This window comes from Phycisphaerae bacterium (assembly GCA_041652575.1).
Taxonomy (GTDB): Bacteria; Planctomycetota; Phycisphaerae; order Sedimentisphaerales; family UBA12454; genus UBA12454.
Genome location: JBAZHC010000005.1, coordinates 128,068 through 144,999, shown reverse-complemented (window position 1 = coordinate 144,999; position 16,932 = coordinate 128,068). Strand labels below are relative to the sequence as shown.

At 45.2% G+C, this 16,932-nt stretch carries 10 protein-coding genes; 7 read left to right on the top strand and 3 right to left on the bottom strand.

The features are described 5' to 3' along the window. Nucleotides 1-215 precede the first annotated feature (215 nt). Both WC496_05525 and WC496_05520 read right to left on the bottom strand, forming a co-directional pair. Nucleotides 216-917: a PH domain-containing protein gene (locus tag WC496_05525; GenBank protein ID MFA5292479.1), complete on the bottom strand. Its 702-nt coding sequence runs from the start codon at nt 915-917 to the stop codon at nt 216-218. A gap of 7 nt (nt 918-924) precedes the next feature. Beyond that, complete coding sequence (locus WC496_05520) at nt 925-3,396, bottom strand: DNA translocase FtsK 4TM domain-containing protein (protein MFA5292478.1); 2,472 nt, start codon at nt 3,394-3,396, stop codon at nt 925-927. A 601-nt stretch (nt 3,397-3,997) separates the two neighbouring features. On the opposite strand from WC496_05520, the gene WC496_05515 reads away from it, so the two are divergent. The 3 genes from WC496_05515 to WC496_05505 all read left to right on the top strand — a co-directional run bounded on the left by WC496_05515 (nt 3,998) and on the right by WC496_05505 (nt 8,116). Continuing rightward, the gene (locus tag WC496_05515; protein MFA5292477.1) at nt 3,998-5,914 is read left to right on the top strand and encodes a tetratricopeptide repeat protein; all 1,917 of its coding nucleotides are present in this window, start codon (nt 3,998-4,000) and stop codon (nt 5,912-5,914) included. Further along, a complete protein-coding gene (locus WC496_05510) occupies nt 5,911-6,786 on the top strand; it encodes a hypothetical protein (GenBank protein MFA5292476.1) in 876 nt (291 codons plus the stop codon). Before WC496_05515 ends, WC496_05510 begins: the two co-directional genes overlap by 4 nt. A 91-nt stretch (nt 6,787-6,877) precedes the next feature. Next, nucleotides 6,878-8,116, top strand: coding sequence for a hypothetical protein (locus WC496_05505; GenBank protein ID MFA5292475.1), 1,239 nt, complete (start codon nt 6,878-6,880; stop codon nt 8,114-8,116). 213 nt (nt 8,117-8,329) lie between these two features. Here WC496_05505 and WC496_05500 read toward each other — a convergent pair whose 3' ends face one another. Further along, entirely contained in the window at nt 8,330-8,590 is a 261-nt protein-coding gene (locus tag WC496_05500) for a hypothetical protein (GenBank protein ID MFA5292474.1), read from the bottom strand. 280 nt (nt 8,591-8,870) lie between these two features. Between WC496_05500 and WC496_05495 the strand changes: the two genes are divergently transcribed. From WC496_05495 to lysS, 4 genes are all read left to right on the top strand, one after another. Beyond that, nucleotides 8,871-11,810, top strand: coding sequence for a hypothetical protein (locus tag WC496_05495; GenBank protein MFA5292473.1), 2,940 nt, complete (start codon nt 8,871-8,873; stop codon nt 11,808-11,810). Between the two features lie 90 nt (nt 11,811-11,900). After that, the gene (gene fba / locus WC496_05490; protein ID MFA5292472.1) at nt 11,901-12,851 is read left to right on the top strand and encodes a class II fructose-1,6-bisphosphate aldolase; all 951 of its coding nucleotides are present in this window, start codon (nt 11,901-11,903) and stop codon (nt 12,849-12,851) included. A gap of 117 nt (nt 12,852-12,968) precedes the next feature. Next, nucleotides 12,969-15,458, top strand: a complete 2,490-nt coding sequence (locus tag WC496_05485; GenBank protein ID MFA5292471.1) for a S41 family peptidase — start codon at nt 12,969-12,971, stop codon at nt 15,456-15,458. Continuing rightward, a complete protein-coding gene (gene lysS / locus WC496_05480; GenBank protein MFA5292470.1) occupies nt 15,455-16,915 on the top strand; it encodes a lysine--tRNA ligase in 1,461 nt (486 codons plus the stop codon). The genes WC496_05485 and lysS overlap by 4 nt, the downstream gene beginning before the upstream one ends. Nucleotides 16,916-16,932: the final 17 nt, after the last annotated feature.

Below are 16,932 nucleotides of genomic sequence, written 5' to 3'. Positions count from 1 at the left end.
GTAATAACTTTTATGTATAGTCCAATATTCGCCAAAGATGGTTTTGAGGTTATTTTTTTGCCAGAAAGTCAGGCCGATGCAAACTATTAAACCTGATATCAAAATCAATTTTCCAGGTCTCATCTCGTGTCTCCTTTTGGGATATTAGACCACTGAATGTACCGGAAAATCAAGAAAAATATCACTGGAATTTACCCAATCAGCAATTATCAGCATTATTCGAGATGAACGACGCTTCTTTTGCCGTCGGCGTCGAGGCTTGCCTTTTTAATGAGGTCGTAAAGCTGTTTCGGTCTGCGTACTTTTTCAAACCTGAATTCAGGGTCGGTCTTGTCATTGGTAATCAGCGTAACAGAACCTATTCCCGTAAGCCTGTCCGAAAAACTTCGGTGCATACTCATATCGACAATCCGGAACATATCGATATTGTCGATGCGTCTTTCAAGCAGTCCTCTTGCCCATTCAATCCTGTCGGTGGTCACCCTGTAGCGAATACTTTTCAGTTTGATGACCCTGAATAAAAAGATAATCAATGCCGCCGCGGCCAGTGATAGAGCCACGATGGCTCTATATTTTTCTATTTCAGCAATTGCATCAGTGGGAAGTTTAAGGTTTGTCAGAAGTTTTTTAACCGGCCAGAACGCCATAAAATAACATACCGTAAAAACAATTGCTATTTTCAGGAAATTGCCGGCGAGTATCCAAAGCGAAGGCGACGCCTCGAAAAACTTCTCAGCCTGAATTTCCTTATCCGGCGATTTTTCCTGCGAAGGCTCAGCTTCTGTTTTAACAGGCTTGTTAAGAAACTCGCCGCAGTAGCGGCACTTTATCGCGGCAGTGAGAATCAGCTCAGCACAATAAGGACATTGCTTAGTGCCCTGCGGCAAATTCTGCACCATTTGTTTGTATTCAGGCATATCAGACCTAAGAATTTATAATCTCCTGCTGCTGGGGAGCGGAGTAATCATAATTAACTTCCTTAACGCTGTGCGGCGACTTGTCCAGCGGTTCATTTTCTTCATCGTCAGCCTGGGGTTCATCATCCTGCATATCTGCGTATCCGGCGTCTTTATCAGCTTCCATCTGGTTCCTGAGCCGTTCATATTCTTCGAGCGTCATCAAAACTTCACGGGCCTGGCTGCCTTTATATTCACCGAGGATTCCAGAAGCGCCCATTGCTTCGATAATTCTGCTTGCGCGGGCGTAGCCGATACTGAGTTTTCTCTGCAATAGAGAAACACTGCCGCGCTGCGATTCGAGTATGATTCTCGCGGCCTGGTCGAACAGTTCATCTTTGCCCGCCTCGCTCGCATCGAGACGATTAAGCTGCATAAGCTCGGGATGGAATTGCGGCTCGGCCTGTTCGGCAAGATGCTGTACGACCTTGCGGACTTCCGTATCATCGACGAAAGCGCCCTGAGCCCGAACAAGGTCGCTTGTGCCGGGTTTGAGGAACAGCATATCGCCCTGACCCAGCAGCGTTTCGGCGCCGTTCTGGTCGAGCACAATTCTGCTGTCCATTCTCGAAGCGACGCGGAAGCTTATACGGCTCGGCAGGTTTGCCTTGATGAGGCCTGTGACAACCGTCGCCTGCGGCCGCTGCGTGGCAAGAACTATATGAATACCAACCGCCCTGCTCTTCTGAGCGATACGGACGATATAGCTTTCTATTTCTTTCGACGAGGTCATCATAAGGTCGGCAAGCTCATCGACGATTATCATAAAATAAGGCAGGCGTTTCGGAATCTTCGCCTCTTCATCGGGACTTTGCGGATTAAACCTGCGGATGATTTCCTCGGTGCCAAGCAAATTGTATCCTGCGATATTTTTCACGCCGGCCTCGGCAAAGAGGGCGTAGCGTTCATCCATTTTCATCGTGGCCCATTCGAATATTTGCTCGGCCTTGCTGATTTCCGTAACTATCGGCGCCATCAGGTGCGGGATTTTGGAAAAGGCCGTCATTTCAACCATCTTCGGGTCGACCAGAACAAGTTTCACCTCGTTCGGCCGTTTCGTCAGCATAATGCTCATAATGATACTGTTTATGCACACGCTTTTTCCGGAACCTGTTGTGCCGGCGATAAGCAGATGAGGCATAGTCGACAGGTCGCTGACAATCGCCTGGCCGGAAGAGTCCTTGCCGAGAAACAGCGGCAGTTCCATTCGCTTATAGGTTTCGCCTGCGCGTACAATCAGGTCCTTGAGCCTAACGGTTTCCTTCTGACTATTCGGCACTTCGATTCCAATCGTATGTTTACCGGCCAGAGGCGCAACGATACGCACTGCCAGAGCGCCAAGGGCACGCGCTATGTCATTGGAAAGATTCGATATCTGACTGACCTTAACGCCCGGCGCAAGCGCCAGTTCGAACATCGTTATCGTAGGTCCCGGCTCGGAACCGACAACGTGCGCTTCAATGCCGAATTCGTTGAGCACCTGCTCGAGAGCCGAGGATTTGGCCCTGATAATCTTTTCCTGTACGGTGCCGAAATTATATTCCGGCTCCATAAGCATATCCAGCGGAGGAAGCTGATAGCCGTCAAAACTTTCCGACTCGTACGCCGGTTCGACAGCCTTAACTTCAGGCTGGTCTTTTTTGGAAATTAAAAGTTTCTTCTCCAGATGGTCTTCGATTACCTCGTCTGTTTTTATTCCAATATCCCCAGGCACAGGCACCGGCTGGATAATCTGCCCGCCGGCGGCGAGGTCTCGCCCCAGGACGGACTGCGCCTCTTCGGCAAGGAGCTGTGCCACTGAAGGCTGAGCTTTTTTAACGCTTAATTTTTTCCATATTTCTGAAATTTTCTGTGAGCGTTTTCTCGCAGCCGACCACGCGGGAGCAAAAACTCCAAGTGTCCGCATAAACACACTGCCGCTCAAATGAAGCAGGCCCATAACCAGCGAATCGGCCAAAAGAATCGAACCTACGATGAAGCCGCTCAGAACGATAATTACCGTACCGAGCAGTGAAAAATTCTTTTTCAAAAATAACACCGTTCCTGCGCCGAGGATTCCGCCACTTCCTGTCGGCAGAGCCGATGCCGCATGACGGCGAATCATATAAATTACCGACGAGACCGCCGTCGTTACAAGCAGCATTCCGACGACTCGCAAAATCGGCTGGCTGATTTTTTTGTCCGCAAGTTTCACAATAATCGCGGCAGCAGCGGCGGCAAGCGCGATAAACACGCCCGGCCCGACGTAGTACATCAGGTAATACGCGAAAAAGGCTCCAACGGCGCCGCACCAGTTGACCGCGGGATGATTGTTCGGCCAGACATATTTACTTGGAAAATCACCTATATTGAAACTCATGCAGCTGAAAAATAACATCGCCACAATTGCCAGGGCGATTACCTGCACTGCCTTTGAGCTTAAATTCACCGGCTTATTCAACGTTCACCTCACAAAAAATTTCCAAAGGTCCTATAAAAAAGTAATATTCTGCATTATGCGCGCAAACTTATTGCGACGCCATACCAAATTTTATCGGCAAAACACGTTATTTTTCTCCAGCTTTACTGTGATTTATAGGAGAGCGTATTCTTGATATAAATGCGGCTCCTGCCGCTGCCTGAGATATGTAACAAACCACCCTGCCAACAATGAATGCATTTCTCTGCTTTGACGATGACGCCAATGGCAAGATTCAATAAATTTTTTATTAAAAAAGAGGAAGAATATATTCAAAACTCTCAATTTTTTAATTTATATAACTATTTATATAATAAAATGTTATGTCCGTTTACATCGGTTTTATCTTGAATTTTTTAAAAATTATTAATATTTTTTTGGGGGATAGTGAATAATCCACCCACAATGGCATAATAAGCCGGACAATACATTTATAACAGATTTATACCCCCCAAAAAAATGTTGACAGCCGAATTTAAAAGTATATTATATCTTTAGGTAAGCGTTTACTTGTAAATGTTTTTTCCGAGAGAGACATCAGGAACATCAAGAACAGATAAAAGAATTTAGAAGGAGTTTTAAAATGTGTGGAAAACTTCTATTAGTAAGTGCGCTCTTAGTCGGCCTGCTATCTGGTATTTCATTTGGCGGCGATTTAAATCAGACTAAAAATGATGTAATCGACTTAATAAACAAGGGCCAAACAGAAGCTGCCTCAAAAAGTATTAACCAAATTATTTCCGATTATTCGCAGGATAGTTTTTTGCCGGAGGCGCTTTATTGGATTGCATGGAGTTACGGCTGGACAGGCAGATACAATGAGGAACAAAATCTTTATCAGCAAATAATTCAGAAATATCCGGACAATACAATCGTAAATAGCGCACGGATGTGTTATCTGGGTTCGGAGATTCAGGCTTTTATAGCAGCACAAAAATTCGACGAGGCTAAAACGGCCCTGAATAAGCTGGCAGCGGATTTTTACAGTCTGCCGGATTTGCCGCAGATGCTATATCGAATCGCTCGAAGTTACGAATGGTCACAGGACAATCAGTATGAAGATTCAAAAGAAATTTTCAGGCGGATAATACAGTTTACGTCCGATGAAAAATTAAAAGGCAAGGCGCAATTAGGGGCTGCGAGGACGGAGATTCTCGCGCTCATAAAGCAGGGAATGTATAAAGAGTCGAGAGAATCTTATGCAAAATTGATCGAGGAGTTTGCGGAGAATGCGGATTTAGCAGATACATTGTACTGGATAGCTAATAGATACGGGTATGCGAACAGGTATGAAGAGGAAAAAAATGTTTATCAGGAACTTCTTGAGAAATATCCCGAAAACAATAATACTGTCAATGCACAATTTGGATTCAACAAGGCACAGATACATTCATTAATAGCGTTAGATAGAATTGAAGATTCAAATTCAGCATTAAACAAATTTGTCGCGGATTATAACAATCATCCGGACATGCCGGAAGCTCTTTACTGGATAGCCAGAAGATATGAATGGAATGTTAACTATGCACAGGCGGCAAATATTTTCGGATTAATATTACAGGAGTACCCAAAAAATAAGATTGAGAACAAAGTACAAACAGGAATTGAGAGAACAAGCATTTGCCTGAAAATTGTCTCAGATGAAACAGAAAGTTTACAGGCAGATACAGAAAATGTTATAGCCAACTTTATCAATAATCCTGAATTGCTGGAAACTATGGAGGAAATCGGGAGAAGATATGAATGGGCCGATAAATACGAAGAGGCAAAAATAATTTATCAAAGAATAATAGATATTCAGCCGGAGAGTAATTTCAGCGACAAGGCGGAAATAGATTTGGCAAGTTTGGATACTTTAATCGCCATTAGCTCGCTGGATTATAATGAGACTAAAATCGGTATAGATGAACTGATTGCCGATTACAATGAAAGCCCATATTTGGCAGAGACTTTATTGTTTATAGCGGAAAAATGTTATGATACATGTTATGATTTCGCAATAAAAAATGAGGCATGCCGTAAATTATTACAATTGTCTGCACAAATACTCGATGAAAGAGTCCTGAATAAAATTCAAGATACCGACAATAAAACGCTGGCGTATTATCTTGCGGCGGTAGTAAATTCCAGATTAGGCAATATTGATAAAACCATGGAGTATGCAGATAAATTACTGCAAATTGCTCCTGAATTCATACATGCCGCAAGTATGCAGTTGATGATAGCGGATGGCTTTGAGAAATTAAAGGCATCGGGACAATTACCTGCGGCGGAAGCGGATTTGATAATTGAAGAAGAGTATAAAAATCTGATGGATAATTATACAAATGGCTTAAATAATTACGCAGCGCTGCATTTGGGCGAGATTTTTATTAAGCAGGAGCGGATAACCGAGGCGTGCGCGTGTTTCGGATTGTATTTAATGAACACCGGGCTCGATGGTTGCGGAGCGGTACGTATAAACAGGATATTCGAGCAGTGTGGGAGATGTAAAAAATGAAAAAGCAAACTACTTTTATTTTAATAGGTTTATTCACTATTGAGATTTTATGTACAACGACCCTCGGATGTACCCCGCCTCCCTCTCCTATTCATTGCTTTATTTGGAAGAGCGGACGATGGGAATGGAAATGTCAGGTAGACCAGTATGGTCATTCTATACAAGAGTGCTGTGAAGGCGAAACACCTGCAGAGGATGAATGCTGTGCGTGGGATAAAATTTGCTGCAATCATGAATGTGTAACGCCTGATGGAAACCAGGCCTGCTGCGATGGCGAAGAACTTTATAATACTGATACACAGGAATGCTGCGGCGGTAACGTTATTACCAAGTGCGACCCTGATGAATGTGAAAGTTGTATAGATGGAGAATGTAAAGTTTGTGGTGGCGACCCAAATAAGCAGTGCTGTGGTAACTATCAGTGCTGTAATGAATCCTGCAATGACAGCTTCAACTGCGAAAAGTGCAAAGATGGCGGAGGCTGCCAGGCTTGCCTTCGTACAGTCAGCACCTATGAAGAATTAGAAAGTTGTTCAAAAGTCGATAACCCAGATAGGTCGCCGACAGCCAACGGATGTTCGGCTCCTCTGGAAAATGGAGACAACCCGGCAGGATGTACCTATTCCAGTTTTCTTAGTTCCTGCAATACACACGATTTATGTTATGGTAATTGTAGCAGGGGAAAATCTGAGTGCGATAGTACTTTCAATAATGAGATGGAAACAGTATGTACTTCCTTGGATAACGTCTCTGATGGTTGTTACTACCCTTGTAATAGCTGGAGGAATGTTTATTATATGGCAGTCCTGGGGCTTGGCGATCTATTTTATAAACCTGCCCAAGTAACTGAATGTGCTTGTAACGACTGTTAGGGAAAATGGATGATGTTTACGGTATCATTCATAGCAGAGAATTGCAAAGAACATATAGAATATTTTACTCTTTAAATGTAAGGAGCAAATAATGAAAACATTTACACAAATAAATATAATTGTTATTATTCTATTTGGATTCACAAACGTAAATTACGTTATGGCTGAAAGTAATTTTCCGTCGTTAAAAATATTATGGCAGAAGGAGTATTCAGTAGATGACAATGTTACATATGCCCCACATATGGCGACCTTCTGCAGAAAAACTAACAGGATAGTAGTCTTAGGCAGCTCCTTTCGTCCCGTAGACCCTAACTTTCGCGGCAAAGTGTGGATTTGGGAAATCTCACCAGATGGCGAGAAAACTAAGGAGACTATCCTTAAGGAAGGTACTATAAAAGAATGTTCCGCGATAGGAGATTTGTGGCCAACCAGAGGTTTAAAAATATCCGAAAATGGTGATATTTTTATGGTAGGTAGTTTTGGAAAGCTGCCTGCGAAAGAAATGTCTCTCATGCAGACTGACGTGGAAGGAACAAAGAAGAATGCTAAATTAATTGCAGAGGAAAATCAGGAAGAAAAAGATATTCTAATATTGAAAATGACAAGTCTTCTTGATGATAATATCCTTTTAATCGGCAAGGATGCTAATGGGAATGGTCTGGTTATTAAAGCTGATCCACAAGGAAATAGGCTCTGGAAAAAAATATACAAATTCGGAGAAAACAACATTTTCACTGATGGTATCCCACTAAGTGAAAAAGGAGAATTTTTGGTAGTTGGATTATCTTTTTTTATGGACAAAAGTGAAGATGTCGCCGCTATAAGGCACAACATTTGTATGATAAAGTATAATGCCGATGGCCAAATATTGGCCGAAAACATGTTTTCCGGAGGTAACCTTAGCCCCTATGCCTATCCTCAGGTGTGCCAGCTTGACTCGGGTAATTTTGTAGTGGTGTATGACATGAGCGAAACCATGAGATCTACGGATTGCTGGTTTGAGATATTTACTCCAACATTGGAGTCATTAAAGAAAAGTCAAATAAGTAAATCTGTTAATACACTGGCATTTTCTGGAATTGAAAGTATTCCGGGGGGTGGTTTTGTTGTAGCAAACTGGTTGGAATCATCTGGGTTGATGATACGTCAATATGACGAGAAAGGGAATGAGTTAGGGCGAGCTTCAATAGACAAGACGACAGTATTTGGCAGCTTCAACATTAATATTATATGTACAGAAAATAAAGGATTCGTAGTTTTGTGTGGTCCTTTTCAAGGTGCCCTTACTAAAGCTAAAGCTGTTGCTTTTGAACTCAAGAGGCCATAATTGTAATAAAATATAGGTTATAAGAGACCGAACAAAAATAATGACTATCCAGGAGTCTGTCCCGAGTTCTTGTGGAGATGCATCGCCAGAGTGTCCGCATATGTACACCTGCGTCAACGACACCTCGGCCAGGGGCCCGACAATAGAGTGCTGTAACTGTCAAACTCCTTATGACTATACTATGGAACTATGCTGCGGCGGCGGAAAATAGCATTATTTCATCCAGTCGTTGATATTTTTGGCCAGGACTTGCGGGTCTTTTTGTTTCAAAATATGTTCTATGACCGGCTGGGGGATTTTCAACTTCTTCAGAGCCATTTCAACCCTTTGCCAGAGTTTTGCTTTCTTTTCCCTGCTTTCGGCAAGAAATATTTCAGTTACCAGCTCAGACAGCTTCGTCAGTGCGATTTTGTCGATGTTGCTGTAGTAATCCCTGATGACTTTCTGCTGATATCCGCTGAACATTTTGCCCATTTTAACAAATTCCTTTAATGTAATTTTGTTTTGATAATAAGTTCAAAGTTATCTTTTGACAACTGATAACTGCTAATTATTTCCACAACACTTTATCGGACTATAGGTTATATATTGCTGTTATCAGTATTATTATTGCGGTTTTTTGGGATTTATGGCTGGATTTATGAATTAGTATAGCTATAATCACTGGCAATTGAGGCGTTTTGTTTTCTGGAGGCATATGCGTAAACGGATTATCTGCCTTATAGTGATATTGTTATTTTGCACGGAAGGTCTATTGGCAATTGACTCCGGCAAAGCTCAAATTTTCGGCGCCGATGACCTGCATCTTCGCGGGGGAACGGTAACAAGCTACCAGGTTTCCGGCGGAGAACATATTCTTGTATTCAACGATGGCTTCGACCTTGTCATAGGCGATAACAAATTAAAAAGCAACCAGGCTGTCGTCTGGATCAACAGCGTTACCACCGATGACCGTGGCGTTAAATATGTCGAACACAATGTAACTGTTTATCTGCAGGACAAGGTAACCGTCGAGGCGGGTTTGGGTTCGAAGACATCCGGCGTCGATATGAGCCGTCCAATAATGGAAGGCGCTGAGTCGCTGGTTACGAAATTTCAGGTGGCAGGTGAAATTTTTGCGACGGCCGAGAAACGAATCACAGAAGACCCGCGTACGAGCCTGATATATCACAATGCACTTGTGGCAACTCATCAGATAGAATTACCGCCGGAAGAAAAAGCGGCCATTGTTCAGCAGCAGCCCGCTGCGCCGAACATTTTTGAAAAAGTTTTCGGCACGGACACAACCGGCCGCAAAGGGCAGCCGCAACAGCCCGCGGCACCGGCAGTGCCTGCGGCGGCCGCTCCTAAATTTCAGTATCCTGTCAATATAAGCAGCGCTACGGACAAACCGGTCAGAATCACAAATGAAAATCTTGCTGACGGCACAAATATAGCGACAGTTTTAAACAGGTTCTACCTGTGGCAGAAACAGGATGAAAGCGGCAGACTGCTTGAGTTCCAGGCTGACAGCGCGGTTATCTTCTACGCCGGCAAAACAAGCGACCCGAATAAAAACAAGGACCTTTTGCCGGTCGATAACACGGTAAAAGCTGTTTATCTCCGCGGCGATATAGTTATGACCGAAGGCAGCAGAACGATTCGCGCCGATGAAGTCTATTACGATTTCCAGAAGAAACAGGCCCTTGTCATAAACGCAGTTATGCGGACATTCGACCCGTCGCGCGGAATACCGGTTTACGCAAGAGCGGCGAAACTCAAACAGGTTTCCGAAAATAAATTTGCCGGCAGCAATGTAACACTTACGAGCAGTGAATTTTATGTGCCCAAAATTTCGGCGACAGCATCGGAGATTTATATCGCCGATAGTACTGTCGTTGACCAGCAGACAGACCAGCTCGGTAATCAAAGCTACGATGTTATGATGAAAGATGTCAAGCTGAAGGTCGATAACCGGACAGTTTTTTATTGGCCGAAACTCAGCGGCGACTTCGAGAGGCCCGACATTCCTATCAGGAGAGTGCAGTTTGCCCGCGACAATACTTTCGGTACATCTATCGAGACCGAATGGTTTCTTGCAAGAGTTCTTGGGCTCCGTGAACTGCCGGGCGTTGATTCGAGTCTTATGTATGATTACTATTCCAAACGAGGCACAGGAATAGGCGGCGCTATAAAATACGAAAGAGACACTTATTTCGGCCATATCGATGGCTATGTAATTAACGACCGCGGCAAAGACGACCTTGGCAGAGACAGGCAAAACGACAAACCTGAAGATAAGTTAAGGGGCATGGTCGATTTCCAGCACAGGCAATTTCTGCCCTACCACTGGCAGCTTACGCTTGAATCCAGCTATCAATCTGACGAAAATTATCTCGAATCCTTCCGCCGCAGTGAATTCATGAACGGCAAAGAACGGGAAACCCTTATACATCTGAAGTGGCTTAAAGACAACCAGGCCTTCGCGATACTCGGCAAATGGCGGATAAACGACTTTGCCGACCAGCTCGAAGAACTTCCTTCGGCACAATATCATTTAAAGGGGCAGTCGCTTTTTAGCGACAAGTTTACCTTATATAGCGACAGTTCCGTAGGCAGATTCCGCCAGCGAACCGGCAAAGACCACGGCCTGAACATTTCAAACGAATATTTCACATTCGGTTCGACTCGCACCGAAATTGATATGCCGGTCAAGTTCGCCTCCGGCAATATCGTGCCTTATATAGCCGGCACATTCGGCTACGACGACAGAAGCGGTTTTGACCGCGGCATAACTACCGGAACAGGTTCGAACTTCGGCCAGCAGAATGTTTTCATCGGCGAGGCCGGCGTAAGAACATCGACTCAATACTGGCGAACCTACCCAAATATCCAATCGAAGTTCTGGGACATCGACGGCATTCGTCATATTATAAAGCCGTATGCGAACGCCGCTATTTTTGCTGAAAGCGACGATGTAGTCGAACAGAAGGATACTTACACTCTCGGCGTTCTGCAGCGGTGGCAGACCAAACGCGGCCAGGGCGAGAAACGCAGGAGTCTCGACTGGATGCGCTTGAAAATGGAATATACCATGGTCAGCAACGACAACTCCGATATAGACAGACCCGACAATGCTCTCTGGAACAATCCGCTTATTCCGCTTTCGGTTTTATCAGTGCCGGCGATTTCCAACGGTGATTTAGCCGGGTACAGGCGGTTTCAGCTTTTCGGTCCGCAGAAGGACAGCTTCAACGCCGATTACATCTGGCGGCTAAGCGATACAACGGCTATTTTGAGCGACCTGAATTACGGCACCAAGGACAACGAGCTTGAGCAGTTCAATATAGGCTTGTCCCGGCTGGTATGGCCGAATCTGAGCTATTATATCGGCATGAGATACCTGAAAAACGTGCAAAATGAGGATGAAAACGGCTCAAACGCATTTACGTTCGCGATGACATACAAACTTAATCCGCGTTATATGATTTCCATGGCTCATCAGTATGATTTCAAAACCAAAAAGAGAATAACCAGCCAGGTCTCCCTCATCAGGCGCTATCACAGGCTTTATTACGGTCTTACCTACAGTATCGACGAATCCCTTGACAGACGGGCGATAGTTCTTAATATATGGCCTGAAGGAGTCGGCGAGCTCGGATTCGGCTCAAAGACGTTTATGGGGCTGGATTCCCCGACGGATCGTAACTATTAATCCTAATGATGCCCGAAACAGTGGTTTTTTTATGTCGTTAATTCAGTATATAGTGTCGTAGTCTATAAACTTTTTTTAAGGAATCGATAAATGGCTTTAGTTACCACGAAAAAGATGTTCGAAATGGCCTATAAGAACGGCTATGCAATCGGAGCATTCAATGTCAATAATATGGAGATTACGCAGGGAATTGTAGAGGCTATTGCCGAGAAAAAGGCCCCGTTAATTCTTCAGATATCCCGCGGCGCGAGAAAATACGCTTCTATGAGTTATTTGCGGGCGATTATCGACGTTGCTGTCGCTGAAAATCCGAGTATCCCGATTTGTATGCACCTCGACCACGGCGATACGTTTGAAGTCTGCAAGCAGTGCGTCGATGACGGCTTTACCTCGGTAATGATTGACGCATCGCATCATCCTTTCAAGGAAAACATCAAAATTACCAAACAGGTCGTCGAATACGCTCACGCTCACGGCGTTGTCGTCGAGGCGGAACTCGGCCAGCTCGGCGGTATCGAGGAAGACGTAGTAGGACTCAGTCACGAAGATGTCGCAAGTCATCTGACCGACCCGAACCAGGCGATTGAGTTCGTCGAAAAGAGCGGATGCGATTCACTGGCCGTTGCCTGCGGAACAAGTCACGGAGCTTATAAGTTTAAATCCGAACCGACGCTTGCTTTTGACGTAATACAAAAGGTCGCCGACAAACTGAGCGGTTTTCCGCTGGTAATGCACGGATCGAGCAGCGTATTGAAGGAATTCAAGGACCTCATAAATAAATACGGCGGCAAGATGCCTGACGCGATGGGCGTTCCGGAATCGGCCATAACAAAAGCTTCGAAAATGGCAATCTGCAAAGTGAATATCGACACCGACCTTCGTATGGCGATGACTGCCAAGATTCGTCAGGTATTTGCCGAAAAGCCTGCCGAATTCGACCCGAGAAATTATCTCGGTCCCGCAAGAGACGCGATAAAGGCGATGGTACTGCACAAGCTCGACATTCTCGGCTGCAGCGGCAAAGCGGCAGAGTGCCTGTAAAAAATTATTAAAAAATAGCCACAAAGGCACCGGGACACAAAGAAAAATAATGTAATAAACTTTGTGCCTTAGTGTCTTAGTGGCTAAGTTTCTTTATATATTTCGAGAAAAGCGCAAATGAAAAAAGCCATAGTATTTATTCTCGCATCTCTGCTGCCGATTTGGCCCGTATTTTCAATGTCAACCCCGGAAAAAAAGGTTTCGCCTTTATCAAGGCCGGACGGTAATGAAACTGCTTTAATAAAATCCGCGGTGAGTGAGATATGCGACGGCAATTTTGCCGCCGCCGAACGGACTATCAAAGAGTCCGATGTTAACGATTCCGCCTCATCTGCGATTCTCGGGATAATTTCCCAGTACAATCAGATTCAGCAGTCAAGGCAGGAGGCGAGAAAGCAGACTTTCGAGGAGAAACTTGCGGAACTTGAGAAATTTAAATTACAGGCCGATGCGAACGAACGGACGATTGCAGACTCGGCTCGGCAAATTCAGAACGCTTCTGTGCCGGGTGCGGTTGAGCCGAACCTGTTGGGACAACTTTCGGCAATGCTCAAGGATTGTAATTTTACCGACGATTACATCAGAGCAGAGTTTCTAACCGATCCGTTTATAAAAGATATTATTGATAACGAGGTTAAAAATTCTGCTGATAGCGGAATCAAACGTAAATGGTTTGGCACGCTGCTGTATTCTTATTGCTGGTTTACAGAGTCCTGCGGCGACAAGATAAGCTGTCTGGATAAATTTGGAACAAACGAATTCGTTTCAGAAGTTCCGGCCCGGCAAGAACCAAACACGGCAGAACCGAACCTGCTGGATATATTTCCTGTGGTAATCAGGGCCCGGGAAGCAGCCGAGGGGGACGATAAGGCGAAGATTTTAGAGGACCCTTTTGTAAAGGCAACTATTGCAAGGGCGCAGAAAGCCGCCGCCGATTACGAAGCCAAAGGCGATTGGATAGATGCCCTGCTGAACTGTTACAGCTGGCTCGCCGTTCTTTACGAAGACGACAAAACATACAAAGATAAAAAAGACCAGCTTGAGGAAAAGGCCATCATCAAGGCCTCGCTGATGGACAGCCCGTGTGAAAGCTGTGCCGACCGGTACGAAAAGATAAAGCCTGAAATGTTTATCCGTGCTCTTGACGTGCTCGGGTATAGTTATGTCGAGCCTTTCCATTACAGCGATATGACCGAAAAAGCCTTAGAGCGATGCCGGTATCTTGCCCAGGTAATAAGTCTTTCGGAAAATTTCGACCCGAATACGTTCAAGATTCAGTTTGATAAAGACCAGATACCGCAGTTTATTGCCGGGCTTTCAGCACTGGAAAAAAATTACAAAGCCGAATCTCTCGGTATAAGCAAAGACCAGTTTATAAAACTTTTTAAACATGTCCTGGCCCTGAACTCGGCGACAATGAAACTGCCCGAGCAGGTGGTAATCTGGCACTTTGCCGAAGCGTCGCTGAACGCGCTCGACCCGCATACGATGATTATCTGGCCAAAACAGGTGGAAGACTTCGAAAAGAATATGACCAATGAATTTACAGGAATCGGCGTTGAAATATCCAAACAGGACGGGCCTTTGAAAGCCGTAAGTCTTGTGCCCGGTACGCCTGCCTACAATTCCGGCCTTCTCGACGCCGGCGATATAATCGAAGCTGTCAACGGCGAAAGCACAAAAGATATGTCTATTTCCTGTGCGGTCAGCAAAATTACAGGCCCGGCCGGCACAAAGGTTGTTCTAACAATTCGCCGGCAGCAGGAAGAAAAAACATTTGATATTGAAATTACAAGGGCAAGAATTATCGTTCCCACCACTCGCGGCTGGTGCAGAGATGAATCCGGAAACTGGCTCTACTTCGTTGATGACAAAGACAAAATCGGCTACGTCAGAGTTACGCAGTTTTCAGGATCCACCGCGGCAGACCTTGATGAAATTATCACCAAACTCGAAGCTGAAGGTATGAAAGGACTCATTCTGGATTTAAGATTCAACAGCGGCGGCTACCTTCAGAGCGCGGCCGACATAACGGATTTATTTGTCGAAAAAGGCGTTATGGTCAGTACGCAGCCGAGAGTCGGCCTGCCGACATGGGAAACCGCCGAGAAAAAAGGAACGCATCCGAATTATCCGCTGGTGATATTGATTAATTCGAGTTCCGCCAGCGCATCTGAAATAGTTTCCGGAGCTCTTGCCGATAAAACCTTCTCAAGGGCAACCCTTGTTGGAGAACAGAGCTATGGCAAAGGCAGCGTTCAGACAATTACAGCATACCCGGGCGACGGCGCACAGATGAAATATACGATGGCGTATTATCATTTGCCGTCAGGCCAGAGAGTCAACGACCGATGGGCAAAGGAAAAACTCGGGAAAAAAGACTGGGGCGTCACGCCCAACGTAAATGTCAAACTGCTTAACGATGAAATAAAAAAAGTAATCGATATTCAGCGGGACAATGATGTTCTTGCCGCGGCGGACCACGACCAGAACAAAGCAAAACTGAAAAGACATGATCTGGCAGAAACTCTCCAGGCTGACCGTCAGCTTGACATAGCGGTTCTTGCCGCGAAAGCAAAACTTATCGAATCGGGAATACAAAAATGATGGAACAGGAAGATATCGGAAAACTTGAAAAACAGCGAATGGAGAAACTCCAGCGGATAAAACAGCTTGGAGTTGACCCGTACGGCGGACGTTTCGATAATGTCGAGACAGTAGAATCTGTCAGGGCTAAATTTGACGAGAAAATACAGCCGCCGCAAAGAGCGACCTGTGCCGGCAGGATAGTTCTTCTTCGCGATATCGGCAAATTAATATTTATAACTTTGCGCGACAGCAGCGGCACGATTCAGCTCGGTTTAAGCAAAAAACTTCTCGAAAGTCAGTGGGAACTTATCAAACTGGTCGAACTTGGCGATACAATCGGCGCCCAAGGTCAGCTTGGCCTTACGAAGACCGGCGAACTTACGATATGGGCGGACAAAATTACGATTCTGGCGAAATCACTGCTGCAGCCGCCTGAAAAATTCCACGGCCTTTCGGATACGGACCTTCGCTATCGTCAGCGGTATGTCGACCTCTGGGCAAATCCAGAGGTAATGCAGAGATTCAAAAAACGGCTTGCGATAGTATCGACGATTCGCGCTTTTCTGCAGGAAAAAGGTTTTTACGAAGTGGAAACGCCGATGATGCAGACCATCGCCGGCGGCGCAGCGGCAAAACCGTTCATTACTCATCACAACGCCCTTGATATCGATTTGTATCTTAGAATCGCACCGGAATTATTCCTGAAAAGACTTCTTGTCGGCGGCATTGAAAAGGTTTTCGAGATAAACCGTAATTTTCGCAACGAAGGTTTAAGCCCCCGCCACAATCCTGAATTTACAATGATGGAAATCTATCAAGCTTACGCCGACTATAATATAATGATGGAACTTACCGAATCTCTTATCGGCGCCGCTGTGGAAAAACACTGCGAAAGTTCGAAAGTTCAGTTCGGCGACCATACAATCGATTTTTCACGCCCGTGGAAGAGAAGTTCGTACTCAGACCTCGTCGGCCAGTATTGCGGCTGCGACATAAACGATATCGCGGACATTCGCAAAAAGGCGAAAGAGGCCGGCATCGACGAGACAAAAATGGACGATGAAGTCGTTACGAACAAACTTTTCGAGGAAAAGGTCGAATCGCATCTTGTTGACCCGATCTTTGTAATCGACTATCCCGGCAAACTTTGCCCGCTTACCAAGCGCAGCAAATCGAATCCTGAACTGGCCGAGCGGTTTGAGCTTTACGCTGGAACAATAGAGATTGCCAACGCCTATACGGAGCTTAACGACCCGACCGTACAGTATGAAAACTTTACGTCGCAGGTAAAAGGCGCCGGCGAAGACGAAAAAACCTTCCGCAGTCTCGATGAGGACTTTATAACGGCCCTGAAATACGGAATGCCTCCGGCCGGCGGACTTGGCATCGGAATCGACAGACTTATTATGCTGCTTACCGGCACGACAAATATAAAGGATGTAATCCTGTTTCCGTTATTGAAGCCGGAAAAATAATCAGCAGGATGGGATAA